Source organism: Vibrio sp. ZOR0018, from assembly GCF_963865925.1.
GTDB classification, from domain to species: Bacteria; Pseudomonadota; Gammaproteobacteria; order Enterobacterales; family Vibrionaceae; genus Vibrio; species Vibrio anguillarum.
Map to the genome: position 1 here is coordinate 1 of NZ_CAWMCN010000124.1, position 24,772 is coordinate 24,772.

The 24,772-nt window shown below is 44.9% G+C and carries 18 protein-coding genes and 1 pseudogene; 8 read left to right on the forward strand and 11 right to left on the reverse strand.

Annotation, left to right across the window (positions count from 1 at the left end; translation table 11 throughout):
- Nucleotides 1-90: 90 nt before the first annotated feature.
- Nucleotides 91-708, reverse strand: a complete 618-nt coding sequence (locus AACR75_RS15800) for a YtjB family periplasmic protein (protein ID WP_026027378.1) — start codon at nucleotides 706-708, stop codon at nucleotides 91-93.
- A 187-nt stretch (nucleotides 709-895) separates the two neighbouring features.
- Here AACR75_RS15800 and serB point away from each other — a divergent pair, with 187 nt between their 5' ends.
- Nucleotides 896-1,876 (forward strand): phosphoserine phosphatase, encoded by a 981-nt coding sequence (serB, locus tag AACR75_RS15805; RefSeq protein ID WP_026027962.1) that lies wholly within the window; start codon nucleotides 896-898, stop codon nucleotides 1,874-1,876.
- Nucleotides 1,877-1,962: 86 nt separating this feature from the next.
- Here serB and AACR75_RS15810 read toward each other — a convergent pair whose 3' ends face one another.
- Nucleotides 1,963-4,308 (reverse strand): PilZ domain-containing protein, encoded by a 2,346-nt coding sequence (locus AACR75_RS15810; RefSeq protein WP_047690967.1) that lies wholly within the window; start codon nucleotides 4,306-4,308, stop codon nucleotides 1,963-1,965.
- Between the two features lie 191 nt (nucleotides 4,309-4,499).
- Here AACR75_RS15810 and radA point away from each other — a divergent pair, with 191 nt between their 5' ends.
- Both radA and fusA read left to right on the forward strand, forming a co-directional pair.
- A complete protein-coding gene (gene radA / locus AACR75_RS15815) occupies nucleotides 4,500-5,879 on the forward strand; it encodes a DNA repair protein RadA (protein ID WP_013856131.1) in 1,380 nt (459 codons plus the stop codon).
- Between the two features lie 162 nt (nucleotides 5,880-6,041).
- Nucleotides 6,042-8,135, forward strand: a complete 2,094-nt coding sequence (gene fusA / locus AACR75_RS15820) for an elongation factor G (RefSeq protein ID WP_017043055.1) — start codon at nucleotides 6,042-6,044, stop codon at nucleotides 8,133-8,135.
- A 168-nt stretch (nucleotides 8,136-8,303) separates the two neighbouring features.
- Here fusA and AACR75_RS15825 read toward each other — a convergent pair whose 3' ends face one another.
- From AACR75_RS15825 to AACR75_RS15845, 5 genes are all read right to left on the reverse strand, one after another.
- The gene (locus AACR75_RS15825; RefSeq protein ID WP_017046551.1) at nucleotides 8,304-8,516 is read right to left on the reverse strand and encodes a VF530 family protein; all 213 of its coding nucleotides are present in this window, start codon (nucleotides 8,514-8,516) and stop codon (nucleotides 8,304-8,306) included.
- Nucleotides 8,517-8,670: 154 nt separating this feature from the next.
- Entirely contained in the window at nucleotides 8,671-10,359 is a 1,689-nt protein-coding gene (locus AACR75_RS15830) for an AMP-binding protein (RefSeq protein ID WP_047690969.1), read from the reverse strand.
- A 176-nt stretch (nucleotides 10,360-10,535) separates the two neighbouring features.
- A complete protein-coding gene (locus AACR75_RS15835; RefSeq protein WP_017046553.1) occupies nucleotides 10,536-11,684 on the reverse strand; it encodes an HD domain-containing phosphohydrolase in 1,149 nt (382 codons plus the stop codon).
- A 224-nt stretch (nucleotides 11,685-11,908) separates the two neighbouring features.
- A complete protein-coding gene (gene chrA, locus AACR75_RS15840; RefSeq protein ID WP_047690971.1) occupies nucleotides 11,909-13,057 on the reverse strand; it encodes a chromate efflux transporter in 1,149 nt (382 codons plus the stop codon).
- Between the two features lie 114 nt (nucleotides 13,058-13,171).
- On the reverse strand, nucleotides 13,172-14,515 hold the full coding sequence (locus tag AACR75_RS15845; protein ID WP_047690974.1) for an MATE family efflux transporter: 1,344 nt from the start codon (nucleotides 14,513-14,515) through the stop codon (nucleotides 13,172-13,174).
- Nucleotides 14,516-14,774: 259 nt separating this feature from the next.
- Between AACR75_RS15845 and galE the strand changes: the two genes are divergently transcribed.
- From galE to galM, 4 genes and pseudogenes are all read left to right on the forward strand, one after another.
- Nucleotides 14,775-15,788 (forward strand): UDP-glucose 4-epimerase GalE, encoded by a 1,014-nt coding sequence (gene galE / locus AACR75_RS15850; RefSeq protein ID WP_047690977.1) that lies wholly within the window; start codon nucleotides 14,775-14,777, stop codon nucleotides 15,786-15,788.
- A 53-nt stretch (nucleotides 15,789-15,841) separates the two neighbouring features.
- Nucleotides 15,842-16,894, forward strand: a complete 1,053-nt coding sequence (locus AACR75_RS15855) for a UDP-glucose--hexose-1-phosphate uridylyltransferase (RefSeq protein WP_047690980.1) — start codon at nucleotides 15,842-15,844, stop codon at nucleotides 16,892-16,894.
- Nucleotides 16,895-17,083: 189 nt separating this feature from the next.
- Nucleotides 17,084-18,235: pseudogene (galK, locus tag AACR75_RS15860) on the forward strand (galactokinase); the annotation flags it as partial.
- A gap of 30 nt (nucleotides 18,236-18,265) precedes the next feature.
- Nucleotides 18,266-19,300 (forward strand): galactose-1-epimerase, encoded by a 1,035-nt coding sequence (gene galM / locus AACR75_RS15865; RefSeq protein WP_231564208.1) that lies wholly within the window; start codon nucleotides 18,266-18,268, stop codon nucleotides 19,298-19,300.
- Nucleotides 19,301-19,369: 69 nt separating this feature from the next.
- On the opposite strand, the gene AACR75_RS15870 is transcribed toward galM, so the two are convergent.
- The 4 genes from AACR75_RS15870 to AACR75_RS15885 all read right to left on the reverse strand — a co-directional run bounded on the left by AACR75_RS15870 (nucleotide 19,370) and on the right by AACR75_RS15885 (nucleotide 23,546).
- The gene (locus AACR75_RS15870; protein WP_047690982.1) at nucleotides 19,370-20,368 is read right to left on the reverse strand and encodes a substrate-binding domain-containing protein; all 999 of its coding nucleotides are present in this window, start codon (nucleotides 20,366-20,368) and stop codon (nucleotides 19,370-19,372) included.
- 156 nt (nucleotides 20,369-20,524) lie between these two features.
- A complete protein-coding gene (locus AACR75_RS15875) occupies nucleotides 20,525-21,076 on the reverse strand; it encodes a gamma-glutamylcyclotransferase family protein (protein ID WP_047690998.1) in 552 nt (183 codons plus the stop codon).
- A 10-nt stretch (nucleotides 21,077-21,086) separates the two neighbouring features.
- Nucleotides 21,087-22,028 (reverse strand): zinc transporter ZntB, encoded by a 942-nt coding sequence (locus AACR75_RS15880; RefSeq protein WP_017047492.1) that lies wholly within the window; start codon nucleotides 22,026-22,028, stop codon nucleotides 21,087-21,089.
- Between the two features lie 66 nt (nucleotides 22,029-22,094).
- Nucleotides 22,095-23,546: a RimK family protein gene (locus AACR75_RS15885; protein WP_017046561.1), complete on the reverse strand. Its 1,452-nt coding sequence runs from the start codon at nucleotides 23,544-23,546 to the stop codon at nucleotides 22,095-22,097.
- Between the two features lie 70 nt (nucleotides 23,547-23,616).
- On the opposite strand from AACR75_RS15885, the gene AACR75_RS15890 reads away from it, so the two are divergent.
- Entirely contained in the window at nucleotides 23,617-24,750 is a 1,134-nt protein-coding gene (locus tag AACR75_RS15890; protein ID WP_047690985.1) for a GNAT family N-acetyltransferase/peptidase C39 family protein, read from the forward strand.
- Nucleotides 24,751-24,772: the final 22 nt, after the last annotated feature.

Below are 24,772 nucleotides of genomic sequence, written 5' to 3' on the forward strand. Positions count from 1 at the left end.
GATGAACTAACAGCGCGAGGATGCCCCCTTTCAGGGGGCTGTAAACCAAAGCCGCCTTCTAAGAAGGCGGATTTTTACTTACAAAGCCTGCTAAGTCATATCATCCACATTCTGTAGCAGCAGGTTCTCACCACCACTCTTTGGCTTTCGGCGCAGCAGTAGCAGTGTGAGCAATACACCGCTGACAAAGCTGGTTAGCAGCATGAGATACATGTAGCGATCACTTTTACGATAGTGGTGATCTGAAATCGCGGTGACGCGGCCAGTTTCAAAAGTAATGCGGATAAAACCAATGATACTGCTTTCATGATAGACAGGCTCAACCAGTTGCTGACGGCCAATGCTGGCCGTGCGCAGTGGTGTATCCAATCCTAATACTTCGCGTACGCTTAACGCGTTATCGCTGGCGGCTAATTTGACCCCTTCGGAATCATAAATGGTGGCATCAAACACCAGTTTGTCTTGAGCTAACTGGTTGGTGAGGGCTAGCAGGCGCTCTTGATCTTGCTCTGATATCATGCTGCCCGCAGATAATGATGCCTGTGAAATCAAAACCTTAGTTAATGTTTCTAGTTGGTTAGCCTGAATTCGTTCGTTACCTTTACTGATCACAACGCTGTTTTTTACGGTAAAGAAGAACATGCCTGCTAATAAAATGACGGTAAGCACACGAATTGCGACGCGAAATGAAAATAAAGAGCCGTCCATAACCCACCTGATTGGATAAATAAAAACTTTACTCATATTGAGACTTGCGTTTTTAAATTGCAATAGGGTAACGTCAGGGGCATACACCCATTTATTGATACTCGAGCATTGAATCGAGTTGATCCCTTTTTGCTTGTGGTGCGTTTAAGCAGGCTGAAGGAAAAGGATTGATTAAGGAATGATAAACATGGATGCCCTCAAAACATTGCCGATCAAAAGGCACACAACGCTGCTCAACCGCTTGCCTGAAACTCGTTTCTCTTCACAATTTGACAAAGCAAAAGCAAGTTGGATTGTTTTTGCACCTTATCTCTCCACTCAACATTTTGATGATATTGACTTTTTTACCGGTTACTACAACGCTGTCCTCGATATGTGGAAAGTGGGGCATTATGAAGTGGCGTTGATGTCAGGTGAGCTGACGACAGAGCACGAGAAAATTTTACAAGGGCTCGAAATTGATTATGCCCGTTTGTGTGAAGTACCAGACCTTTCTAAACCGGGTTTGATTGTGATGGATATGGACTCCACGGCGATTCAAATTGAATGTATTGATGAGATAGCTAAGTTAGCGGGTGTCGGAGAGGAGGTGGCCGAAGTCACTGAGCGAGCGATGCAAGGTGAATTGGATTTTGAGCAAAGCTTGCGTCAGCGGGTTGGAAAGCTTGCTGGTGCCGATGAGTCGATTCTTGAAGCGGTTCGCTCTACATTACCCATGATGCCCGATTTACGTGAACTGGTAGCAACACTGCATGCATTGGGGTGGAAAACGGCGATTGCATCCGGTGGCTTTACCTATTTTTCAGATTATTTAAAAAGCGAACTGCAACTTGATCATGCGCAATCCAATACGTTGGAAATTGTTGATGGCAAGCTTACTGGTCAAGTACTAGGTGATGTCGTTTCGGCACAAACCAAAGCCGATATTTTGGTTGAGTTAGCACAACGTTATGAGATTGAATTGCACAATACTGTCGCGGTTGGCGATGGGGCGAATGATTTAGTTATGATGGCTGCAGCGGGGTTAGGCGTTGCTTATCATGCTAAACCTAAAGTTGAAGAAAAAGCACAAGCGGCGGTCCGTTTTGCAGGCCTTGGTGGCGTGCTCTGTATTCTCTCTGCCTCATTGGTGAAGCAGCAAAAACTCAGTTGGAAAGTGAAGCCTTAAGTAAAGCTCAACAGCAAGAGATAAGAGAGTGAGCGATGCCCACTCTCTCTTTTACCCACACTCTCTTTTACAAAAGTCAGTCGCTTTTACAAGGTCAGCTCTAAGCGAATCAATACTTCTTCTGTAATATCGATCACCTCTCCATAACCAATGATTGAGGTGATCTCTTTTTCTAGCGTACGAGCGTGATGAAGACTAATTTGTGCCAACTCATTGAGATCACTGCGCAGCAGCGTAGTGATTGGGTCAAAGACGGGTGCGCTGCAAATCCTCAAGATGTAAATTTCACCCATGTGCTGCGCTTTTTGAATGAAATCAATACGCTCTTTAGTGTTTTCAAAATCACTTAATAATTTCGATTGGATTGATTGAATACGCGTGCCAAATTTGATTGCCGCAATATAAACGTCGTGATATTGCGGTATCGCTCCTTCAATGCGCCGCATCGGTTTAGCCAGTAGCGTATTGGTGTGGCCTTTGAATATTGGCTCTAACGTGATGCGATTTTCTTGGCCTAATTTAGCCAGTAACACAAGATGAGGCGGCAAGGGGTAATTTACGCCAATCACTTTAGGGCGTAAATTTGCACCGTGTTTATCAACGAAAATTGGCGAACTTATCATCTTATCAAGCAAAATGTTGTGCAACCCTTCCAGCAAGTTATGACTTGGTAGTACTTCTTCTTTCTGTAACAACTTATCTTGATTGTTTTCTATAATGCTATTGAAAAAAGCGATTGTTTTGATGGTATGTATATTTTCTTCTATCACCAATTGTAGACGCCGACCTTCGGGCCCAATTCGAATGACATTATAGGGAAGGCTATGCAGTGGCAGCTTTTTGTCGTAAAGCTGTAATTCGTGGTAATTGATGGTGACGTTATCGCCTGCTTTCACTGGTAGTGGTGTATCAACAATAATACTTAAACCACGTTTAGATAAATCAACCGTATGGCCAGCCGCATTTACTCCAGAGTCTGAGGTGATGGTTAGCGGTGTCTTGAATTGGTAACGAGGCTCTTTTCTACGCGAGCGAGCATCAAAATAAATGCCTGTAGGTTGACCAATGATCTGCCTTGGATGACGAAATTTATTGAGTTCGCTATTGGGTAAATTGGGTTTGTCAGTCAATAGGTAATCTTTTGCCGAATCCTCATCGCCAATTTCTTGTAAAACGCCACAGTGCGTTAAGTGGCTTGAGCGATCTGACAATTCATGGGCATGAACCGCAAGTTCTTGACGCTCTTCATCCGAGAGTTCAAAGACAAATAAGCGAAACGCTTTCCAACTTTGTCGACGAGCACCAACATGCCAAAACATTTTTCTTTGTTCACGGTTGGCCTCTGGCATCATCATTGAAAAAAAGAGCGTTTTTTCCTGATGTTCATGCTTAAAAGCATAAAGCACATTATTGCTACCCCGCATCCCCGGCTTGGTTAACTGTTCCATCCGCTCTTTATTGAATAACGAACCGAGTGCTTGTTGATTACGCTCGTCGTGCCAGTATTGCCAGATCGGTTGGTTATTTTCAGTCAGCAGCACCAACTTCAATTCACTGCCACTAAAAAACACTGGTAAGTTACAGGTGTGTTTTAAATAGGTGTGCTCGTAACCACGGGTTCGAGCTCGGATGAGTTTATCTTGGTTATCGTGGCGCGCTTTTTGAGTGTTATTTTGCAGCGATTCAGTAATCACTTTTTCGATGATGTTAGTGTCGGAAAGTTTTAGTGTACGCAGAAATTTCACGGCATCGTTATCGTAAGACTCATCAATACCTAAAATACGATATTCAATGGCGTGGTGCAGTCCAACCACTTCTGACGTTTTGTTGAGTTCGGAAAAATAGACTTTGATCACCTCACCGAGCTTGTAGTTAAAAGCGGCGGGAACTTTAAATTTTGCACCCGAAACGGATAGATCAACACTGAGGCCATTGACCAACTGTTTACTAGGTAGGTGAATTTCAACTTGTGAGGTGACTTTTAAGCGATTTTCTTGACGCTTGAGATCATAACCAAGCTTAATTGGCTCAGCCTCAAAAAACGTACTGCCACCACCGTCTTTTTGTGGGTTTTGGGCACCACGTTGTTGCATCACGCGGAAGTTGTTTGGCGTATTGTTTAATGCTTCCCATACACCTTCCGTATACGCACCAAATTTTTTGACCCCTTTATGGTATGCGTTAAAGGCCACATCGTCGAACCAATGTTTGCGGCCATCTAATTCATATTCGCGGCATTCCCCTTGTACCCGACCTCGCAAGTCTATGCTTTTAACACAAGGAGCCATGATGCGATTGAGCTCCATTTTGACCAGTAATTTCGCTGACGGGGATTCATCTTCTGTCATTTGAGAAAGAAGGTATTCAAAATCAGATGAACGGTAAGCTGGGATCAAACGCTCTGCGATTGATAGAATTTCAGATTGCTGCATACTTTTCTGTTAGAGTGTCCGTCTTAAAGATTAATCGGCATCGTTATCATAATCTTTAGTTATCTGTTGCGAAGGTTCAACCTTTATTTAAACGTAAATCAACCTATATCACTTCATGATTACTTAACAGTTTAATCTTTAAGCTTGAAAAGTATAGGTTACCAACAAGAAACAGGAATTGTTGAGGAAGCATGGCAAAAGCAAAACGCGCCTATGTATGTAATGATTGCGGCGCAGATTTTCCGCGTTGGCAAGGTCAATGTAGTGCTTGTGGTGCATGGAATACTATCACCGAAGTACGCTTGGCAGCATCGCCGCAGGTTGCACGTAATGAGCGACTAGGTGGTTACGCTGGGGCGGTAACGGAATCACAAGTCCAAGTACTGTCGGATATTAATCTGCAGGAAGTCCCACGGTTTTCTAGCGGCTTTAAAGAGTTGGACCGTGTATTGGGTGGTGGTGTCGTACCCGGCGCGGCGATTTTAATCGGTGGTAACCCTGGCGCTGGGAAATCGACTTTATTGCTGCAAACCATGTGTCAGCTCGCGGCGTCAATGCCTGCTTTGTATGTCACGGGTGAAGAATCGCTTCAGCAAGTCGCGATGCGAGCCTCTCGTCTTGGTTTACCTAAAGATAAGCTTAAAATGCTGTCGGAAACCAATGTAGATCGAATTTGCCAAATCGCTGAAAAAGAGCAGCCCCGCATCATGGTCATAGACTCAATTCAAGTGATGCATGTGGCCGACGTCCAATCCTCTCCCGGTACGGTGGCACAAGTGCGCGAGTCTGCGACAACGCTCACACGCTACGCTAAGCAAAATAACGTTGCCGTATTTTTAGTCGGACACGTTACTAAAGACGGTTCTTTGGCTGGTCCAAAAGTGCTAGAGCATATTATTGACTGCTCGGTATTGCTCGACGGAGGGACTGATAGTCGTTTTCGTACATTGCGCAGTCACAAGAACCGATTTGGTGCGGTCAATGAACTCGGCGTTTTTGCCATGACGGGACAGGGCTTGCGTGAAGTGAGTAATCCTTCTGCCATTTTCCTTTCGCGAGGCGAAGAAGATACTTCGGGCAGTTCGGTGATGGTCGTATGGGAAGGAACGCGTCCACTACTAGTGGAGATCCAAGCACTGGTTGACTATTCACAATTAGCGAACCCAAGGCGGGTCGCCGTTGGGCTTGAGCAAAATCGCTTATCTTTATTGTTAGCAGTGCTTCACAAGCACGGTGGCTTACAAATGTCCGATCAAGATGTGTTTGTTAATGTGGTTGGTGGCGTTAAAGTGACGGAAACAAGCGCCGATTTAGCTCTTCTGATGGCACTGCTTTCAAGCTTCAGAGATAAACCACTTGCTAAAGATGTTGTCGTGTTTGGCGAAGTCGGTTTGGCCGGAGAAATTCGCCCAGTACCTAGTGGTCAAGAGCGATTAAATGAAGCATTTAAACATGGTTTTAAGAAAGCAATTATTCCGATGGCGAATATGCCTAAAGGTGGAATACCTGGCATGCAATTGCACGGTGTGAAGAAATTATCTGAAGCAATTGAAGCATTTGATGAGTTATAAATCTTAATTAAACTCGCCTCTTTTACGGTTATGACCTATATTTCACCGACAGTTCGTAACCGTACTATATTTTTTTTCAAGCAAGCGTATGCAAGGGTATCAGTCTTGACAGATTGTGATATACTCTGCGCGCACTTTATACCTTATTAACAGAGTAAGACAATGGCAGATTTATCAAAATACAGAAACATTGGTATTTTCGCGCACGTTGATGCCGGTAAAACCACTACCACTGAGCGTATTCTTAAGCTTACTGGTAAAATCCACCGTACAGGTGAAGTACACGATGGCGCTTCTACCATGGATTTCATGGATCAAGAAGCTGAACGCGGTATCACAATTCAATCAGCAGCGACGACTTGTTTCTGGAAAGATCACCGTTTTAACGTTATCGATACTCCTGGGCACGTTGACTTCACAGTTGAAGTTTACCGTTCTCTGAAAGTTCTTGATGGCGGTGTTGGTGTATTCTGTGGTTCTGGCGGTGTTGAACCTCAGTCAGAAACTAACTGGCGTTACGCGAACGATTCAGAAGTAGCTCGTCTGATCTTCGTAAACAAACTAGACCGTATGGGTGCAGACTTCTTCCGCGTTGTAGGACAAGTGAAGAAAGTTCTTGGCGCAAACCCACTTGTTATGACTCTTCCAATTGGTCGTGAAGACGAATTCGTTGGCGTTGTTGACGTATTAAACCGTCAAGCTTACGTTTGGGATGATTCAGGTCAGCCAGAAAACTACGAAATCAAAGAAATTCCAGCAGACATGGTAGAGCAAGTTGAAGAATACCGTGAAATGCTAATCGAAACTGCAGTAGAGCAAGACGACGAGCTAATGATGGCTTATATGGAAGGCGAAGAGCCAACTATTGAGCAACTAAAAGCTTGTATCCGTAAGGGTACTCGTGAATTAGCGTTCTTCCCTACATTCTGTGGTTCAGCATTCAAAAACAAAGGCATGCAACTTCTACTAGATGCCGTTGTTGATTATCTTCCAGCTCCAGCTGAAGTTGTACCTCAAGATCTGACTGATCCTGAAACAGGTGAGCCTACTGGTAAAGTTGCAACAGTTTCTGTTGACGAACCATTCCGTGCACTTGCGTTCAAGATCATGGATGACCGTTTTGGTGCCCTAACGTTTATCCGTATTTATTCTGGTAAACTGAAGAAAGGTGACACCATTCTTAACAGTGCTACTGGTAAGACTGAGCGTATTGGCCGTATGGTTGAGATGCACGCGAACGATCGTAACGAACTTGATTCCGCTCAAGCGGGTGATATCATCGCTATCGTTGGTATGAAAAACGTGAAAACTGGTCACACTCTATGTGATCCTAAACACGAATGTACTCTTGAGCCAATGATTTTCCCAACGCCTGTAATCTCTATCGCTGTTGCTCCTAAAGACAAAGGCGGTTCTGAGAAGTTAGGTATTGCGCTAGGTAAAATGGTTTCAGAAGATCCATCATTCCAAGTTGAGTCTGATGAAGAAACTGGCGAAACCATCCTAAAAGGTATGGGTGAACTTCACCTAGATATCAAAGTTGATATCCTTAAGCGTACACACGGCATTGATCTTATCGTTGGTGCTCCTCAAGTTGCTTACCGTGAAACTATCACTAAAGCAATTGAAGACAGCTATACGCATAAGAAACAGTCTGGTGGTTCTGGTCAGTTCGGTAAGATCGACTACCGTATCAAACCAGGTGAGCCAAATTCAGGTTTCACGTTCAAATCAGTAGTTGTTGGTGGTAACGTACCTAAAGAATTCTGGCCTGCGGTAGAGAAAGGCTTTAAGTCTATGATGGACCAAGGTGTTCTTGCTGGGTTCCCTGTACTAGACGTTGAAGTTGAACTGTTCGACGGTGGCTTCCACGCAGTTGACTCATCTGCAATCGCATTTGAAATCGCAGCGAAAGGTGCATTCCGTCAATCTATGCCTAAAGCTGGCGCTCAACTTCTAGAGCCAATTATGCACGTTGACGTGTTTACTCCAGAAGATCACGTTGGTGATGTTATCGGTGACCTTAACCGTCGTCGTGGCATGATTAAAGATCAAGAAGCTGGCGTAACAGGTGTACGTATTAAAGCGAACGTTCCTCTATCTGAAATGTTTGGTTATATCGGTCACCTACGTACAATGACATCTGGTCGTGGTCAGTTCTCTATGGAGTTCTCACACTACGCTGCATGTCCTGCAAACGTTGCAGAGCAAGTTATTGCTGACGTTAAAGCACGTAAAGAAGCAGATAAGAAGTAATTCTTAAAAGCTAAGCTGAACGTAAAAAGCCCCACCAGTGAAAGCTGGTGGGGCTTTTTTATGTAACAACGAAATAGAAAAGGGCATAAAAACCGATAAAAGCAGAACCGATAACAGTGGAAACTGCTGGGAGAAGGTAGTTTATGCCACTCAATTCATATCGTTTAGTTAGCCCTTAAGGTTGATATAGATTTCTTCAACCTTAATACGTGCCCATTCAGTTTTACGTAAAAATTTCAAGCTTGATTTAATACTCGGATCCTTTTTAAAGCAGTTAATATTGACCATATAGCTGAGCTCTTCCCAGCCATAGTATTCAACGAGCTCCGTGAGTAGTTTTTCTAAAGTGACCCCATGCAGCGGGTTATTATCTTGTGTCATGATCCAATTATTCAATGGCGTTATTTAAGCTAAGTATAGCAGGCACAGGAGTTAAATTAGGACAAAATATTAGGCAATATAGGAGGTTGTTAGTGTGAAAACTTGGTGTATTGGCAGGTTAGAGGCTAAGTCCAACCTGCTCAATTAGAATGGATTACTCTTCCCAAACAACCAGTTGTCCTTTTGGCCAATTGTGCCCCATTTCATGATATTTCTGCTCTAATACATGCCGCTTGATTTTTAAGGTAGGAGTGAGCACACCATTTTCGATTGACCATGGCTCTTTTATCATTAGCACGCCTTTGATTTGCTCATGCGATTCCAATTCCTCATTCATCCGCGCAATGACTTTTTGAGTAGTACGCTCATAACGAACGCGATCAAAATGAGGGAAATTATGTGGAACAACTAGCAAAATAGGGGCGGGAAGCCCTAATCCAATCAGACACATCATCTCGACTCGAGTGTATTCGAACAGTTTATTTTCGATAGGTACGGGAGCCACAAACTTGCCTTTGGCTGTTTTAAAGGTATCCTTTTTGCGCCCTTGAATGGTGAGATAACCTTCAGCATCAATAAAACCGATATCGCCAGTATGTAGCCATCCTTCTTTATCAAATGACTCTTGAGTTGCAATGTCATTTTTATAATAGCCAGAAAATAGTCCTTGGCTACGCACCATAATCTCATGATCATTATTAGCGATTTTAAGTTCGATTCCTGGGCCAGCTCGTCCAACCGACCCCAATTTGTCGGCTCTAAACGGGTAGTTCAGGGTGCTATAAGCAAAAGATTCTGTCATGCCCCAAGCTTCGGTAATGTTTAGCCCAATTTGGTGATACCACTCTAATAACGCCGGTGATACGGGAGCCGAGCCACAACCAAGCACACGTGCTTGATCAAGCCCTAAGCCATCAGCAAGTTTCTTCTTAATCAGCGTGCTTACAAAAGGGATCTTTAGCAGAAAATTGAGCTTTTTCTGCGGTAATTTGTCTTGAATGCGTTGCTGAAATAGAGTCCATAACCTTGGTACTGAGATAAAGAGCGTCGGGCGCTGCATTTTGACATCGTCAATAAAGGTGTCTAATGATTCAGGGAAAGCCGTTTGTACCCCACCCATGATGGAAGAGCCAAAAATATAAACACGTTCAGTAATATGAGCTAAAGGGAGGTAGGAAAATAAACGGTCGTTTTCTTGAATGCCAATGTGGTTTATAAGCTGTTGAGCTGACCAGCTAAATGCACCGTAGGTCAGCATAGCCCCTTTCGGCAAGCCCGACGTACCCGATGTATAGACTAAAGACATCAACTTGTTGTCATAATGTACAGGGCGTTCTGTGCTTGGCGGATAGTGCTCAATCAATTTTGTAAACAGGTGATCGCAAGTGGGAGCTGAATCATAGGGGAGCGCGATGCTAATTATATCGGGCAAATTGTTGATCACTTGCTGAGTGGCTTGCCCGTTATCGAGTTTACCTACAATCACTATTTTTGTTTCACTGTGAGTGAGGCAATATTCGATGGTATCAGCGCCTGCGGTTGGAAAAATAGGTACGCTAATGAAGTCGCCGAGCATCATTGCGAGATCGCAAATAAACCATTCAGCGCAATTCTTAGAAATAAGCGCAATTTTATCTTGAGGTTTGGCGCCTAATCCTTGCAATGCAGAGACTAGCCTGAGTGCTTTGTCAGCAACCTCAGCATAGGTGTATTCAACAAATTTTCGGTTAATAATTTGTCTTAAATAAACTTGGTTGGGGCGTTCCGCTGCCCATTTCAAGATCATTTCATTCGGTGGTGGGAGAGCACAAGTTGCTTTGCTTAACTCGTTAGGCTGGATCATTCTCTAACTCCATGTTATTGGCAAAAATATTATTATTCTTATGTTAATGTTTTGTTAACTTTAGCATGGTGGAATGGTTAGGTAAAAGAAGATTGTAGTTACTAAACGTTAAAGTTGCGCGCTGGATTCACTTTCTTATTTTGACACTATTAACTCAGAGTGACGTTTATTTCTGTTCAGTTGAATCTATCCTTCGGGTCGATTTCTGGGTGAATATCAATCACATGTTTTAAGTAATCTTGATGATAGCGAAGGGCATTGACACAGTGTTTATCAAGCTTGCCGCTCACGACCATTTTTTCCAGCTCGAGAAGGGCAAAAGGAACAGACCAAGCTTGTTTGTATGGACGATGGCTTGTTAAGGCATCAAAGACGTTGGCAACAGCAATAATGCGTGCCGATATCGGGATATTGTCTTGCATTAGGCCGTAAGGATAGCCACTGCCATCCAAAAACTCATGATGATAAGCGACGATCTCTTTTAATATGGATATGCAAGGGTGATCAGGTGTACCTATGTCATCAATAATTTGATTAATGATTTCAATCCCTTTTTCTATGTGGCTATACAGTTGAGCACGCTCTGGTTTATCTAATGTATTTGGGTTAAGTAATAAGCTTGTCGGTAGGGCAAGTTTGCCTATGTCGTGATAGCGCGAAAACTGGATGATGTTATCAATGGTTTCATCATCCAGTTGATAAATGTCAGCAACCTCAGTAGCGATGACTTTGGCATAACAGCTAATACGTTCTTTATGCTCTTTCGATTCCAGTTGATGCTCTGGGGAGCGTGCTTGAGTCAAATTTACAGTCTCTAAAATAGTGTGGACTAAATCGTATTCAGAGCAAACTGCAAAGCGAATCATCTCAATAAAAGGTTCTACATTCTGCTTTACCTGTTCGGTAAACAAATGGCTTTGACACGAGTTGAGGAAAATAAAGCCAATAAATGCTTGCTGGTGGTAAGTCGGAATCGCCAGTGATGAACAATAACCTTGCTCAATTAGCCAGCGAGTATGAGGATAGTCTGGCTTCAATTGGATTGGGATATTTTCAACGCTACGACTCTGGCCATTTTGTGCGCATTGCTTAAGGACTGGAAGCTCAGCAAGTGGAAACTCGTAATGTATAAGCTCGCCCCCGTGAAAGGTGCTGTCGGCGTAGGTTTTCAAATTGTCATGGTGATGGTCGTATAGCGCAAAAGAGATACGGTCAATCTCTGGGACTTTGACTTGCATTCGTTGGTGTATGTTAGCCAGTTGCTTATTGAGTGGACCAACATGTGGAAAATAGGCGTGCTCGCAACCTTTGCTATGCGTATCCATCGCGTGTTCCTCTGCGCTACAGGGTCTCCAAGGTTGAAATGGAGAAGCTCTTCTAATTGATAAGTTTAGAACAGATAAGCGATGCGTGCGTGAAATTTAACTAAAAAATGGGTTATATAACCAAGCAATATGAGGTGGTACTGGAAAGCCGTTGGATGACGCTGGGTCACTAGATAAATACGGCTATTTGACGCCATTTTTAGTCACAAGGCGTATGGCCAATTTCAGTTTAATCCAAGTGCAATACCACTGAGCATAAAGAATATAACCAGCCAGACAATAGGCAGTTTGAGCTGTTTTAGTAGGTAAAAACCGATCAGAACGATCGCCATATCTAGATGATTGCTGACTGAGCTTGTAAATACAGGGTGATATAAGGCTGAGAGCAGTAAACCAACGACGGCGGCGTTAACACCGTTAATTGCTCCTGATACCGATCGATAGTTTGCTAAGGCTTGCCAATTTTTAAGCACGCCGAGCAGTAACAAAAAACCCGGCAAAAAGACGGCAATGGTCGCCAGCGTTGCGCCTAAGATTGGCGCTTGTGGTAGTAGAGCGTAACCAATGTAAGTGGCGAAGGTAAACATTGGACCAGGAACCGCTTGTGCTGCGGCATATCCTGTTAAAAACAGATCCGGGTCAAGTGCGTCGCCAACCAAATTTTGCAACAATGGAAGTACGACATGCCCACCGCCAAACACTAAGCTACCCGCTTGATAAAAGTGGTTAAATAGAGCGATTTCAGGCATCAAGTGGGCGGCAAAAGGTAAACCGACCAGTAAGCCAATAAAGAGAGCGAAAGGGACGAAAGCGGGGACAAATGAACGTTCAGTGGCTAAATCTTGACTAGGGAGCCATTTCACTCCGATCAGCGCTGCCGCAATGAGAATTCCGATTTGCGTTCCAATACTGGGTGCAACAATCAGCATCACAGCGGTGGCCAAACACAACCCAACAGTTAAGCGATTCTTACAGAAGTTTTTATACATTCCCCATGTGGCATCCGCGACAACCACAACGGCTAGCAGTTTTAAGCCGTGAATCACGTTTTGAAATAAGGGGGTTTGTAGTAATTGGCTGCTGGCGATGGCAAGTGCAACCATGATCAAAACCGAAGGGAGTGTAAAACCAGCAAAAGCGGCGCATCCACCCAATAAGCCACCACGATGGTATCCTAGTGCAAACCCAACTTGGCTTGAACCTGGCCCTGGCAAAAACTGACTTAAGGCAACGATCTGTGCGTATTCTTTATCTTCAATCCATTTTAATTTTTCAACGAATGTATTGCGGAAATAACCAATGTGAGCGGCAGGCCCGCCAAAGCTTATCCATCCAAGCAGAAAAAAAGTTTTGAAAATAGTAAACATGTGCATAAGCACTCTTAAATAGACGTTGTTTTGCTACTTTAAAAGGATGTTTGAGCAGATTCAAATTTAATCATTAACCATTTGTAAACCGCAGGAAAATGATAGACAGATTGGCATGGGTTAACTGAGTTTAAACTTAGTCCAAACCTTAGATCGCCAACGCCTAAACATGATGATGCCTCTGAACCATTCATCCACCGAAATGGCCACCCATGCACCCATAACTCCCCATCCCCAATGTAAGCCAAATAAGTAAGTTAAACCTGCGCCAAAAGTCCACATGCTTAATATGCCCATCTGCACTGGAAAGCGAATGTCTCCTGCGCCTTTGAGTGCGGCAATAAAAATTAGGTTAAACGTGCGCCCAGCTTCCATTGCAATGGAGCCAGCAATTAACCCTGCGACCAAGGCCGTTATCTCAGGATCAGAAGTGAAGAGGGCGATGATGTCAGCGCGCAGTAGATAAATTGAGATCGTCAATGTGCTGGAGACGAGAAAGCCAACCACAAAATATTGTTGTACTTTAGTCAGAATCTCATCCACCCAACCTTTACCAATGTAGTAGCTAGTTTGAATTTGCCCGGCTTGCCCAAGAGCCACTGAGAATGCAAAGGCGAGACGGGCAATATTTTGCGCATAAGTAAACGCGGCCAGTGAAGCCGTGCCCATTTTTACAACGAAAAAAATCACCGTCAGTTGCATCATGTTATAGGAAAGAATTTCTCCCGCATTCATCATGCCGATCTTGATGATCTTCTGGTATAGCGGCTTCGGGATGATTTTCCACTCTTTCATCGGTAGTGATATGTGGTAGTACTTAACGGTGTAGTACAGCAAAATAGTGCTGACAATTTGGCTGAACACTGTTGATATCGCAACCCCTTGTACACCGTAGACGGGCAGTCCAAAGGGTTGAAAAATAGCAATATAGTTACCGATTATATTCAATAATCCGGCAAATAAATTAATGAACATCGGCGCTTTGGAGTAGCCGTTACTGCGCAAAATCGTCGCCAGTACAATGCCGATGGTAACGTTTACTGTAAAGCTGCCACTGATAACCAGATATTCATAGCCATATTGTGCGACCTGCGCTTCTAAGCCGTAGGCATTCATGACTGAATTAGCACTCAAATAAGCGGCTAAACTGAGCGATGAGCCAATGATTAATCCAAGCAGTAAACTGGCCACCCCAACATGTGCCGATTCACTTTGGCGGCCAGAGCCATTGTATTGCCCAATTAGGATCCCTGTACCACTGCTGACCATCATTGAGACAATCAGCAAGAAAAAATTGATTTGAGTGATAACCCCAACCGCTGATACAGCCTTGTCTGAATAACTACTCAGCATAAACACATCACTGGTGTTAATCGCCGTCCGTAATAAAATCTCAATAAAGATCGGCCAAGTCAAAGTGACGATATTCATTCGGTTATTCAGTTCTACACGGCTTTGGGGCATGGGCTAAAACTCAGCAAGGTAAGTCGAACTAGAGAAGATGATGGTGCAAGGTGGTGGGCTGCAAAATATCTCACTAGAGCCTACCTGTGCGTATTGTATACGTAATTTAAATAAAATCAGTTAAGTGAAGGGAATTGTTTTAGAGTTTTCGTGGAAACGTTTACATTGTGGTGTTTTGATCACAGATTGAAAGCGAGTAAGGCTGTTAGACTTTTTCAAGAGCGAGAATCAACCTCTATCGGTATCCCAATAGGAGAGTATGGTGAAAGTATTAGTGACGGGCGGTATGGGCTATATCGGAAGTCATACCTGTGTACAAATGATACAAGCGGGTATCGACCCCATTATCGTTGACAACTTATCTAACGCGAAGATTGAAGTATTAAGCCGTATCCATGCACTGACAGATAAAACGCCCGTGTTTTATCATGGTGATATCCGTGATGAGGCCTTTCTCGATAAGGTATTTTCTGAACATAATATTGATGCTGTGATTCATTTCTCAGGTTTAAAAGCCGTCGGTGAATCCGTGATAAAACCGCTCGAATATTATGACAATAACGTCAATGGTTCGTTGGTGCTAGCGCGCAGTATGCGTAAAGCTGGAGTGAAAAGTATTGTATTCAGTTCATCGGCGACAGTGTATGGCGATCCTGAAATCGTGCCGATAACTGAAGATTCTCCAACCGGATCAACCACCAATCCTTACGGTCGTAGCAAATATATGATTGAGCAGTGCCTATCGGATTTAGTGGTTGCTGAGCCAGATTGGAGTGTGACCTTACTGCGTTACTTCAACCCTGTGGGGGCTCACCCTTCGGGCACTATGGGCGAAGACCCGCAAGGTGTGCCGAATAATCTGATGCCGTTTATTGCCCAAGTTGCGGTAGGTCGCCGCGAGAAGTTATCCATATTTGGTAGCGACTACCCCACACCGGATGGTACGGGTGTGCGTGATTACATTCATGTGATGGATCTAGCCGATGGCCATTTGGCCGCTTTAAATACGGTTGCGATGAAAGCGGGAAGGCATATTTACAACCTTGGATCGGGTAGCGGATCGAGTGTGTTAGAGATAGTTTCAGCTTTTGCTCAAGCAAGTGGTGTTCCTATTGCTTATGAGATTTGCCCACGACGCCCGGGTGATATTGCCGAGTGTTGGGCTAGTACCACAAAAGCGGAGCGAGATCTGGCTTGGAAGGCGACGCGCAGTATCAATGAAATGGCTGCTGATACATGGCATTGGCAATCCAATAACCCGCAAGGGTACTAGTTTTATCCGGCGTGACGCGTCGGACTATCAAATAGCATAATTGAGTAAGCAATATGTCGAATGTTGAATTTAACCCAGTGGATCACCCACATCGTCGCTACAACCCACTCACGGGGCAGTGGATTTTAGTCTCACCACATCGCGCCAAACGCCCTTGGAGCGGGGCTGATGAAAAGCCAGCGGTAGATGAACTGCCAAGTTATGATGAGAAGTGTTTTCTTTGTCCGACAAACGAGCGTATTTCTGGTGATGTCAACCCAGACTACCAAGGTACATACGTATTCAACAACGACTTCGCAGCACTGATGGTAGATTCGCCAGATGCACCGGAGTCCGATAGCCCTCTATTCAAAACTCAAGGTGTGCGTGGTTTGAGCCGAGTGATTTGTTTCTCTCCAGATCACAGCAAAACTCTGCCAGAGTTACCCGTGGGCAACATTCGCAGCGTGATTGATACGTGGAACGATCAAATCGAAGAGTTAGGTAAAGAGTACGTTTGGGTGCAAGCATTTGAGAACAAAGGCGAAACCATGGGTTGTTCCCAGCCTCACCCACACGGCCAAATTTGGGCTAATAGCTTCTTACCCAATGAAATTGAACGCAAGGAGCACAACCTAAAAACGTATTACCAACAACAGGGTAGTAACCTGCTGGTGGATTATGTGCAAGCTGAGCTGAAAGATGGCTCACGCATTGTGCTGGAAACAGAGCATTGGGTGGCTGTTGTGCCTTACTGGGCTGCATGGCCATTTGAAACTATGTTGCTGCCAAAAACGCATATCCGTCGCATGAGTGAGTTGAGTGATGCGCAACGTGACGATCTCGCCGTTGCGATTAAAAAACTGACCAGCCGTTACGACAACCTGTTCCAATGTTCTTTCCCTTATTCTATGGGCTGGCATTACGCGCCTTTCTTTGAAGAGGGTACGAACATTGACCATTGGCAACTGCATGCACTGTTCTACCCACCACTGCTGCGCAGTGCCTCGATTCGTAAGTTTATGGTGGGTTATGAAATGTTGGCTGAAAGCCAACGAGATTTAACCGCAGAACAAGCAGCGCAGCGTCTGCGCGAGCTAAGTGATGTTCACTACAAAGAGCAGTAACGTCATCTGTGAAGTTGTAGCCTTGTTGCTGCGTAAACGCCCCCAATGAACATAGGTAATCTATGTTCATTGGCTGAATTTACTTATCACCTCGCTGCGCCTCCAACGACTTGGGCTTAACAAAGTTTTTTTCATAGCGTTAAGTGGTTAATGAGAAATGAAAACCAGTTTATGAGTTTAGGAATACAAATGTTTGATTTAATCCAAAATGTGAAAGCGTCTTTTGAGCAAGTGTTGGGCTACGCGCCTAGTCATATCATCCAAGCGCCAGGCCGTGTGAACTTGATTGGTGAGCACACCGACTATAACGACGGTTTTGTGCTCCCCTGCGCAATTAACTACCAAACCGTGGTAGCGGCTGCCAAGCGTGAAGATAATTTAGTACGCATCGTGTCTGTTGATTATGGCAATGCACTTGATGAGTTTGACCTCACCCAAGAGATTACTTTCCAACAAGACAAAATGTGGGCGAACTACATTCGCGGCGTGGTGAAATGTTTGCTTGCGCGTGGGTACTCGTTTACCGGGGCGGATATTACTGTCAGCGGTAATGTTCCACAGGGAGCGGGGCTTAGCTCTTCGGCTGCGCTTGAGGTCGTGATCGGTCAAACTTTTAAAGAACTTTATCAACTGGATATTTCTCAAGCGGAAATTGCACTAAATGGCCAACAGGCCGAGAACGAATTTGTCGGCTGTAATTGCGGCATTATGGATCAAATGATTTCGGCGCAAGGTCGTGAAAACCACGCGCTACTTTTAGATTGCCGTAGCCTAGAAACACAAGCGGTTTCAATGCCAGAAGAGATGGCCGTCGTGATCGTCAACTCCAATAAAAAACGCGGCTTGGTAGATAGCGAATACAATACTCGCCGTCAGCAGTGTGAAGAGGCTGCGCGTATTTTTGGCGTCAAAGCGCTGCGTGATGTAAGCATTGAACAGTTTAACCAAAAAGTTTCTGAGCTTGATGAGTTGGTGGCTAAACGTGCTCGTCACATCATTACTGAAAATGACCGTACTGTTGAAGCGGCCCAAGCGTTGCGCGCCCACGACATGAAGCGCATGGGCGAGCTGATGGCTCAATCACACGCATCGATGCGTGATGATTTTGAAATTACGGTCAAAGAGATTGATACCTTGGTTGATATCATCAAAGAGGTGATTGGTGACCAAGGCGGTGTGCGTATGACTGGGGGCGGTTTTGGTGGCTGTATTGTGGCACTTGTCCCACCGACATTGGTTGATGCAGTGAAAGCGGCTGTCGATGAGAAATATGAAGTGGCGACTGGCCTCAAAGCGTCGATTTACGTCTGCCAAGCAAAAGAGGGCGCTGGTCTAGTGGAGGCTTGCTGCACATCTTCACTTGTTCACACTATGACTCAGCAAGTAGCCTATGATGGCCGCCCGGCACAACTTGTCAGTTTGACTAACCGCATTGGTAGCCGCGTAGTATTAATGGATATTGGTGCAACATGGCTCAGTTGTGAGTTGGCGCTTAAGGATGGGGAACGCAGAGAAGTTCTGCTGGGTGTTTCCACCATGAGCGACTTCCAGAAACAACAAAGCTATATGGGCGTCACTGTGGGACGTTATGCCAACCGGATCGCTAAAGGCCAATTTGAATTAAATGATCAACGCTATCAAGTGACGACCAACCAAGCTGGAAATAGTTTGCATGGCGGTCTTGAAGGGTTAGATCAGCGTCGTTGGACTATTGCTCACAAAAGTGCTCAACAAGTGACGTTTTCAATCCATTCATCGGATGGTGACCAAGGTTTTCCTGGTGATGTTGACATTGCCGTGAGCTATGAACTGAACGATCAGAATCAATTGATCCTCCGCTATTTAGCGACCACAGATAAACCAACGCCGCTTAATTTAACCAACCACGCCTATTTTAATTTGCTAGGCGCAGAGAGTGATCATACGATTTTAGATCATTCACTCTTTATAAAAGCCGATCAATTTTTACCCACAGATCCACATGGAATCCCATTGTCAGGGCCAAAATCTGTCATCGACACGGGCTTTGATTTTCGCGTTGCAAAATCAATAGGTCGTGACTTACTCAAAGATGAGCAGCAACAAGCAAGCAAAGGGTATGACCACAGTTATTTATTGCCTGATAAAGCTGATTTAACCGTGTACGCCGCGCAACTGAAGTCACCAGATGCAAAGGTAACCATGAGCGTATTTACGACTAAGCCTGCCATACAACTTTATAGTGGAAATTGGTTATCGGGGACGCCCAATCGGCGCGGTGGGGTTTATCAAGGCTATGCGGGGGTCGCATTAGAAACTCAATACTTGCCGGATGCTCCCAATCATCCCGAATGGCAGCAACCCAGCTGTATTACTCTGCCAGGGCAAGAATATACTCATACCACCATTTACCAATTTGACGTTTAAGGTGGGTACATCGCTTAGATGTTGAGTATTGATGCCCAAAGTGGCGAGTGAAAGTGTAACCTGAGTGCGTCAGATTTTTTCTACCGAATCTCGACGCACCAAAGTTGGTGAGAAAATCATCGGTTCTTTTTCTATCGTTTCGCCACGGGCTAATTGGAGTGCCAGTTTAGCGGCTTTTTCAGCCATCATCTCGATTGGGTAGCGGATGGTGGTGAGCCTTGGGCGAATATAGCGTGCGATCAACGCATCATCAAAGCCGATCACTGAAATTTGCTCAGGGCTTTTTACACCATTCTCCTCAAGCACATTTAACGCGCCCGCTGCCATATTATCGTTGTAGGCGACCACGGCAGTCATGTCGATCGAACGGATCAGCAAGTGAGTCATCGCTTGCTCGCCACCTTCGCTGTGTGGTTCGGCCAACTCGATGTAATTAGGAGCGATCTCAATACCGTGATCTTTCAACGCGGCTTGATAACCAGCTACGCGATCTGTAGCGTCTTCAATCGAATGAGAAGACCCAATACAAGCGATTTTTTTATGACCGTGGCGGATCAAAAACTCAGTCGCCAAATAAGCACCTTTGTAGTTATCCAATGAGATGCAGCGGTTAGCCAGTTGCGGGATATGACGGTTGATCAATACCATCGATTTCACTTCGGCGGCGTAGTCGATCAATTCTTTATCCGATAAACCTTTCGAGTGAATAACCAAAGCGTCACAACGGCTGTTGATCAACAGTTCAATCGCTTGGCGCTCTTCTTCAGCACGGTGATAACCATTGCCAATCAATAGATGCTTGCCATTGTCATGAGCCACATTATCGACCGCTTTCACGAGCATGCCAAAAAAAGGATCGGAAACGTCACTGACTAGCACGCCTATGGTGTCGGTACTTTGGCTGACTAAAGCTCGTGCGGCGGCGTTAGGCCGATAACCAAGTAAACTCATTGCGGCGGTGACCGCTTCAATCGATGTTTTACTCGCTTTAGGGGATTTATTGATGACTCGTGAAACCGTTGCCACTGACACACCGGCTTCGCGAGCTACATCTTTTATGGTAGCCATATTACACCTCTTGCTATTGCTCGCTGTATTTAACAATGGTGGTGTAAATAAGGCAAACGAACAATGCAATCAATGTGATAATTACGACTTTCTATACAGGTAAATCAAGGCTTCTAATTAATGTAAACGTTTAAAGTTGGAATAAAAGCTAAGGTGCTAACGTACCGTAGCAATCAGCTCATCAATGATCGCATGATGACAGGGTTCTACTCCTGCTAAATTACCGTATTTCGGCGCGAGGCGATCGTTAATCAGCGGATGTTGCCAGCCTACCGTGTGCTCAATAAAATGGCGCGCAAAGGTTTCTGAAAACTCTAAACAACCAGCCAGCACGGTATCGACATAGGTTTGTACGATAGGGCTTCGCTCGCAGGGAGGCTCTGGTGCCTCTTTGACATAAACCCAAATCGGACATTGGAGGTTAAAAGCGTCATCACTCTCGATTTGATTAGCGTTGAGGGGCACTCGCTCATAACCACGCTCTCGACGGTCAAATTCTGCCAAAGCGGTTTCATCGATCTCCAGCAGTACGCCGTTGACTTGCCCTTGTCCTTCATTCACCACCAAAGGTGACAATATGTAGCTCTCATCAATTTTTCCCCAGTAACGAACTAAACCATGCGCGACCACGGGAATAGCTCTTCCTGTTTGCCCTGTTAACTGGCGAGAAGCGGAGTTGATCAAGCTGCCATAACCAAAAATATACATCATCAGTGAATTACGACTCCTTATTGAAAAAACGTAACCGATGCAAAATCCAAAACTCTAAACCAAAAATACCAACCAGTGCGATGCAAAAGAGAGCAAAAGCAACGGGGGATTCAGTACCGGGAATACCGCCGACATTAACCCCAAGTAAGCCAGTTAAAAAGCTTGTGGGTAGGAAGATCGCCGCAATCACCGAGAATAAATAGGTGTTTTGGTTCATCTTCTCTGCATGATATTGACGCAATTCTCCTTTGATCAGTTCGAGCTCCCCAAGGTAAAAATCGAGGGTTTCATTAATGCGCGTGATGGTGTTAACGCTGTGGCGCAGACGCAAGTTTTTATCATTTGCCAGCGAGACTTTGGAATCACTGAAATCATCGATGGCGTATTGCTGAGGTTTGATAAAACGTTTGATTTTGAGCAGCGCTTTATGCGTCTGCATCAGCTCGTCACTGAGTTCAATTTCGTTATCGTATTGGGTGATTTTCGCTTCAATGCTGTTTAAGTAGTTATCGATGTTTTTGTTTAAACCATCAATGATCTGCACGAGTACATCTGAAAGGGTTTGCGGGCCTTGCCCGGCCTGCAGTAGGTCACGGATTACATTGACGGCTTTTGACGGGATTTTTCGGGTTGAAAACAGCGCGCCATTGAAATAGAGAATGCGAACGCTCAACATATCTTCTGGGTTGGCGTTGTCGTTCATGTTGACGCCACGCAAAATCAGTAAAAAGTTCTCATCATCGTATTGCTCAAACAGTGGGCGAGTGTCCTCTGCTAAGAGGCTGTCGACAATTGAAGTGGGGATCTGATACTGCAGCAACCACTCTTTTAAACCGGGAATATCGCGTTGGCAGTGATACCAATTCCCTGCTTCAATCAGTGAAGCACTATTGAGTTTTTGCTGCGGAGCGGATGCAGAAAAATGCCACTGGTCGATCAAAAATTCCATGAATATCCTTATCACTTGCTCCTCAATGACTCTGCATTGAGGAGCAGTAGATTATACCAATTGAGATCAGAAGCCGCGCATTTGAATACGGCGTAGAAACTCAGTCATGATCCTATCGTAAAGAAGATCGCCTAAAAACGCATCCTCAACTTGGTGATCAATACTAGGGTTATCGTTCACTTCGATTACGTAAACTTGGCCATCAATCTCTTTCAAGTCAACGCCGTACAGGCCACTGCCGATAAGGTTTGACGCTTTTAAGGCAACATCAACCACGTTTTTAGGTACTTGTTTTAAATCCAAGGTTTCAAAGCCGCCAGAAGAGACTCGGCCACTGTTGTGGTGTTGATAAATTTGCCAGTGGCCGCGGCTCATCATGTATTTGCAGGCGAAGATGGCTTGGCGGTTCATTACACCGATGCGCCAGTCAAAGTCAGTTGGCATGAAGGCTTGTGCCAAAATCAGAGCACTTTTTTCAAACAGTGCGCCGGCTTCGCGTTCCAGCTCTTGCTCGTCGCGTACTTTGACCACGCCACGTGAAAATGCGCCATCTGGAATTTTTAATACCATGGGAAAGCTCAACTCCTGCATGACATTGCTTTTCCATTGCTCATCAAAACTTTGCAAAATCACGCCTTTTGGCGCAGGCACTTTGTTGCGTTGCAACAACTCAGTTAAGAACACTTTATTGGTGCATTTCATGATCGATTCAGAATCATCCATCACCACCAAGCCCATTTTCTCAGCCGTTTTTGCAAAGCGGTAAGTGTAATTACTGATGTTCGTGGTGGCGCGAATAAACAAGCCATCAAATTCACCCAAACGCGATAAGTCATCCGGTGAAATGGTTTCTAGGTTGACTCCTAAACGGTTTGCGGCGCGGCGAAAACGTTTTAATGCTGAGGGATCAGAAGGTGGCATTTTCTCTTCTTCGTCCACCAGCATGGCAATATCGTAACGGTATTTTTTCTCTTGCTTCGGTTTACGCCAAACTTTGGTTGAAAACAGCTCTAATGATTCGACGAAGAAATCTTGCTCTTGGTCGTTCAAATCTTGGAATGGGAAAGGGCCAATTTTGCTGATTTGCCACTGCCCTTGAACGCGGTTCATTTCCAACTCAATGACGGGCACCATAAACTGTTCAAACAGACGGCGAGCCAGTTTATCCAAGCCTTTTTCTGCGGTGCGGCCAAAATAAATTTTGCACTGTATAAAATCGGTTTGGGCGCACAGTTTATTGAGTTTCAATAAGCCAGAAGAGAGTAAAAAGGGTTGATTGATGTCGTTGATCGCCATCACTCGAGGGATAACGCGGTGGCCGCGTGCCTCTGCCATCAGCGAGCAGTAATAGCCGCTGCTCATGTAGCCATAATCGCGACACAGGTTGACCACTTGTAGGCTGCGATGAGTATGGGTGCCATTACTGTTGAGGTATTGGTCTACACTTACCACTTGCTCTGAGGGGAAATATTGTTGCCAGTCACTGGACTGGTCGGTCACGATCAAAAGGTTTGCCATTGCTATTCTTTTCCTTAATTAATAGGAATAATATTGAGCCGCAATCTTGCCAACCACTTAAGGACGTCGTATGGACTTTCGTCTTGCGAAAAGTGCTGATCTCACTGCTCTTAATGCGTTAGAACAACAGCTGTTTGACGGAGATAAAATCTCTCCACGTCAAATGAAGCGTTTTTTACATTCCAACCAAGCGGTGTTGTTTGTGGCCGATTCCGGCACAGAGCTGGCTGGATATGCATTGCTACTATTTCATCAAGGTACACAGCTATCAAGGTTGTATTCGATTGCCGTAAAACCTGATTTCAGAGGCCGGAGGATTGCTCAAAATGTGGTCGAGCAATGCGAGCGTGCTGCTCTTGATCAAGGTGCCACTACATTACGATTAGAAGTGCGTGAAGACAATACGGCAGCGATAAATTTATATGAAAAAATGGGCTATAAAACCCTGAAATTTCTTATCCATTATTACGATGATTTGTGTAATGGACGCCGGATGCAAAAACGCTTGTCGCCACAAGGGCCTAAGGTGCAATTACCGATGCCACTTTATGTTCAGACTACGCCATTTACTTGCGGTGCGGCATGCTTGCTGATGAGCTTTTCTTGCTTGTCTAAATCGTTTGAGCCGAGTCGCACCGCTGAGCTGCAACTGTGGCGAGAAGCAACAACGATTTTTATGGCGGCGGGGCACGGTGGGTGTAGCGGGCAAGGGTTGGCATTGGCTGCTAGTCGACGCGGTTATCATGTGGAGCTGTGGAGCCAATCCAAAAGCACGCCTTTTATTGATAGCGTGCGAGATGCCAATAAAAAACAAGTTATCGAATTGGTTCATCTTGATTTTTGTGAGCAGCTTAGTCATCAAGATGTGGCGATGATTGATGCACCACCGAGTCAAGAGCAACTGGAAGCGTGGGTGACGGAAGGAGCATGTGTGCTGCTACTCATCAGCACTTATCGTTTCGATGGTAAGAAAGAGCCGCATTGGATCGTACTCAGTGGTATGAGCGATAAATTCTTCTTCATTCACGATCCTCATGCAGAAACAGAAGCGGATGCGATGGCTTCGGCTTTCATTCCGGTCGGCAAAAAAGCGCTGTCACAAATCATCGGTTTTGGTAAACAAAAACAGACGGCTTGTGTGGTGATTAGCCCGAACCGCAGTGCTATGCGTGTAACCACTGCTATTGGTGTAACCACTGGTTAAGATAGAGTTTAAGTGAATTCAT

Bases quoted from the DNA above. Each gene is read 5' to 3' on its own strand.
- AACR75_RS15800 (WP_026027378.1), bottom strand. From the start codon at position 708: ATGGACGGCTCTTTATTTTCATTTCGCGTCGCAATTCGTGTGCTTACC.
- serB (WP_026027962.1), top strand. From the start codon at position 896: ATGGATGCCCTCAAAACATTGCCGATCAAAAGGCACACAACGCTGCTC.
- AACR75_RS15810 (WP_047690967.1), bottom strand. From the start codon at position 4,308: ATGCAGCAATCTGAAATTCTATCAATCGCAGAGCGTTTGATCCCAGCT.
- radA (WP_013856131.1), top strand. From the start codon at position 4,500: ATGGCAAAAGCAAAACGCGCCTATGTATGTAATGATTGCGGCGCAGAT.
- fusA (WP_017043055.1), top strand. From the start codon at position 6,042: ATGGCAGATTTATCAAAATACAGAAACATTGGTATTTTCGCGCACGTT.
- AACR75_RS15825 (WP_017046551.1), bottom strand. From the start codon at position 8,516: ATGACACAAGATAATAACCCGCTGCATGGGGTCACTTTAGAAAAACTA.
- AACR75_RS15830 (WP_047690969.1), bottom strand. From the start codon at position 10,359: ATGATCCAGCCTAACGAGTTAAGCAAAGCAACTTGTGCTCTCCCACCA.
- AACR75_RS15835 (WP_017046553.1), bottom strand. From the start codon at position 11,684: ATGGATACGCATAGCAAAGGTTGCGAGCACGCCTATTTTCCACATGTT.
- chrA (WP_047690971.1), bottom strand. From the start codon at position 13,057: ATGCACATGTTTACTATTTTCAAAACTTTTTTTCTGCTTGGATGGATA.
- AACR75_RS15845 (WP_047690974.1), bottom strand. From the start codon at position 14,515: ATGCCCCAAAGCCGTGTAGAACTGAATAACCGAATGAATATCGTCACT.
- galE (WP_047690977.1), top strand. From the start codon at position 14,775: ATGGTGAAAGTATTAGTGACGGGCGGTATGGGCTATATCGGAAGTCAT.
- AACR75_RS15855 (WP_047690980.1), top strand. From the start codon at position 15,842: ATGTCGAATGTTGAATTTAACCCAGTGGATCACCCACATCGTCGCTAC.
- galM (WP_231564208.1), top strand. From the start codon at position 18,266: ATGACTCAGCAAGTAGCCTATGATGGCCGCCCGGCACAACTTGTCAGT.
- AACR75_RS15870 (WP_047690982.1), bottom strand. From the start codon at position 20,368: ATGGCTACCATAAAAGATGTAGCTCGCGAAGCCGGTGTGTCAGTGGCA.
- AACR75_RS15875 (WP_047690998.1), bottom strand. From the start codon at position 21,076: ATGTATATTTTTGGTTATGGCAGCTTGATCAACTCCGCTTCTCGCCAG.
- AACR75_RS15880 (WP_017047492.1), bottom strand. From the start codon at position 22,028: ATGGAATTTTTGATCGACCAGTGGCATTTTTCTGCATCCGCTCCGCAG.
- AACR75_RS15885 (WP_017046561.1), bottom strand. From the start codon at position 23,546: ATGGCAAACCTTTTGATCGTGACCGACCAGTCCAGTGACTGGCAACAA.
- AACR75_RS15890 (WP_047690985.1), top strand. From the start codon at position 23,617: ATGGACTTTCGTCTTGCGAAAAGTGCTGATCTCACTGCTCTTAATGCG.